General features: G+C 66.9%; 2 protein-coding genes and 2 pseudogenes. 1 reads left to right on the top strand and 3 read right to left on the bottom strand.

Annotated elements, in window-relative coordinates:
- Positions 1–54: 54 nt before the first annotated feature.
- The 3 genes and pseudogenes from AC1D1G_RS44535 to AC1D1G_RS44525 form a co-directional block, all read right to left on the bottom strand.
- Positions 55–850, bottom strand: a pseudogene (locus AC1D1G_RS44535) (GvpL/GvpF family gas vesicle protein).
- Positions 847–1164 carry a gas vesicle protein GvpJ gene (gene gvpJ, locus AC1D1G_RS44530; RefSeq protein ID WP_280783773.1) on the bottom strand — a complete coding sequence of 106 codons (318 nt, stop codon included), beginning with the start codon at positions 1162–1164 and terminating at the stop codon, positions 847–849. Before gvpJ ends, AC1D1G_RS44535 begins: the two are co-directional and overlap by 4 nt.
- Positions 1165–1457: 293 nt before the next feature.
- Positions 1458–1967, bottom strand: coding sequence for an SRPBCC family protein (locus AC1D1G_RS44525; protein WP_283354510.1), 510 nt, complete (start codon positions 1965–1967; stop codon positions 1458–1460).
- Between the two features lie 117 nt (positions 1968–2084).
- Here AC1D1G_RS44525 and AC1D1G_RS44520 point away from each other — a divergent pair.
- Positions 2085–2238: pseudogene (locus tag AC1D1G_RS44520) on the top strand (serine/threonine-protein kinase); the annotation flags it as partial.

Raw genomic sequence — 2238 nt, 5'->3', positions numbered from 1 at the left:
GGACAAAGGAGGTGAACACCGACTCTTCGAATCCTGCACGCCGGAGATCCTTCGTCAGTCCTCCCGCTTTGGTCTCACCACAAAGTCGTAGGGGCCGTGGGACCGAGCACCCGCATGGTGACCCGGTTGTCCCAGCGTGCGGCCAGGTCCCCGACCGTCTGCTCAAGAGTTCCTCTTGTCGGTCGACCTCGAAGAGAACCGCGATCTGCACGGCATCCTCGTCGTGGGTGGGTTCGCGGACGGTGACGGTGTCGGTCAGCGGTGACAACGCCTCGAGCGTGGTGCGGGTGTCTGTCTCCCGCGTGTCCTCGAGGCTGTGGCCGATGAGCTCGCCCAGAGGAATCCGGGCATCGCGGGTGAGCTCCTCGGGCTGGTCGCGGATCGTTTCGAGCAGTGCGGACGCCTCCGGGCTCTCGTCGACGATCTCCCGCACGATGCTCTCCTCGACGTAGCGGCCCTTGATCATGTATTGGGCGAAGCCCTCGAGCTCATTGAGGGCGGAGGCGAACTCGTCGTGATGTTCGGCGAGCAACTCGCGGATTACCGCGTCACGATCTGACACGACTGCACCGAACCGCAGCGGCAGCACCGGGGCGACGTGCGCGGTGCCGTCGAGAATGTGGGCGTGGGCCTGCAGGTCCGCGGGGGCGCCGAGGCGTTGGTCCGGGTCGATCTCGCTGACCAACGCCGCGATGTCGCCGTGTTTGACGATCTCGATCGGGGCATCGTGGACGCCGGTGGCGTCCTTCTCGGGTTGCACGTCCGCGGGCACGATTCCGTACACGTAGATCACGGCCGCCGTAGCACCCTCGTCGGTGTCGTGGTCATCGGTGTCGTCGGCGGAGGTCATTTCCGCCTCCGGCGGGGTGCCGGTTCGCGGTCGCTTCCGGATCCGCCGAGCAGCTCACCGAGCGTCTCCCCCACGCCCTCGAGGACGCCCTTGGTCTTGGACTTCGTACTGCCGCTGCCCTTGACGTCGGACACGAGGTCGGACAGGCCCTTGGGTTCGCTGCCGATCGCCAGTCGATTCGCCGCCTCGGCGAAACGCAGGTAGGTGTCGACGCTCGCGACCACGATGCGGGCGTCGATGACCAAGCCCTTGTCCAAGATGGTGTCGATGACGTCCGCCAGGCTGCTCGAACTCGGACCGCCCGCTGTGGTCATCGCTTCGCTCCTCGCTCCCCGCCACCACCCACCCCGAACTTGTCGTGTGTGCGGTCCGCTCGGCGCCCCGGCCGGGCTCGCCTCCGCGCGGGCATACCCCGAAAACGGATGCCCGCGCGGGAACTACCGGACTTCCCGCAACGGCCGCAGTTCGATCCGCCAAAACCGCTGGAGCCTGGGCGATTCGGCCCGTACGAAACGGTCCGACCCCAACCGAGACTGGTAGCCGCTGCCGATGACCACGCCCCCACGGGGCCGTGGCGGTTTGGAGGGAGCACCTCTTCCGGGTGTAGTCAGGGGGTGGGTCGGTCGACGTCGCCGCGCCAGCCGCCGGTTTCGGTGCCGCGCTCTTCGATGAAGTGCTTGAACTTCTTCATGTCGGCCTTGACTCGGTGGCTGAGGACGCCGAGTTTGTCGGCGGCGTTCTCGACGAACCCGTCCGGGTCGATGTCCATCTGCGCGGTCACCCGGGTGTGGGCGTCGTCGAGACGGTGGAAGGTGATCACCCCGACATGATCGGGGCCGGCGTCCGAATGCCATGCCACTCGCTCGTCCGGATGCTGTTCGGTGATGGTGGCATCGAACTCACGGATCTGCCCTGCGATATCGAGAACCCAATGCGTGTGGGTGTCGTCGAGCTGACGGATCTCTCGCACGCCCTCCATGAACTTCGGGAACGTCTCGAATTGCGTCCACTGGTCGTAGGCGACCCGGACCGGAACATCGACGTCGACCTCTTCGGTGTGCTCATGCCCCCCTCGCGTACCCGGCTCTCGCCGATCCCACACGAAAGCCGCGTGCATTCGGACGGACTGGGTGCCCACGGGGACGCCCACAGGGTTGGCGTGGAAAGCGGGCGAGTACCGACCAGGTCGGCGGCGTGGTTACCGGACGGTGGCCGCGCCAACTAGCGTGAACGTATGTCGGTGTCGGTGATTCTCGCAGGTCGGTACGAGCTGCGTGAGGTGCTGGGCCGCGGCGGAATGGCCGACGTGTACGACGGGTGGGATCAGCGCCTGGCCCGGGCGGTCGCGGTGAAGGTGCGCCTGGCCCGGGCGGTCGCGGTGAAGGTGC

This window comes from Rhodococcus sp. P3_B8, assembly GCF_056402775.1.
Note: the sequence above shows the minus strand (reverse complement) of the source record. Positions and strands in the feature narration are given on the sequence as shown.

What these genes read in the sequence shown, in the direction of transcription:
- gvpJ (WP_280783773.1), bottom strand. Translation starts at nt 1,164, where the DNA reads ATGACCACAGCGGGCGGTCCGAGTTCGAGCAGCCTGGCGGACGTCATC.
- AC1D1G_RS44525 (WP_283354510.1), bottom strand. Translation starts at nt 1,967, where the DNA reads ATGCACGCGGCTTTCGTGTGGGATCGGCGAGAGCCGGGTACGCGAGGG.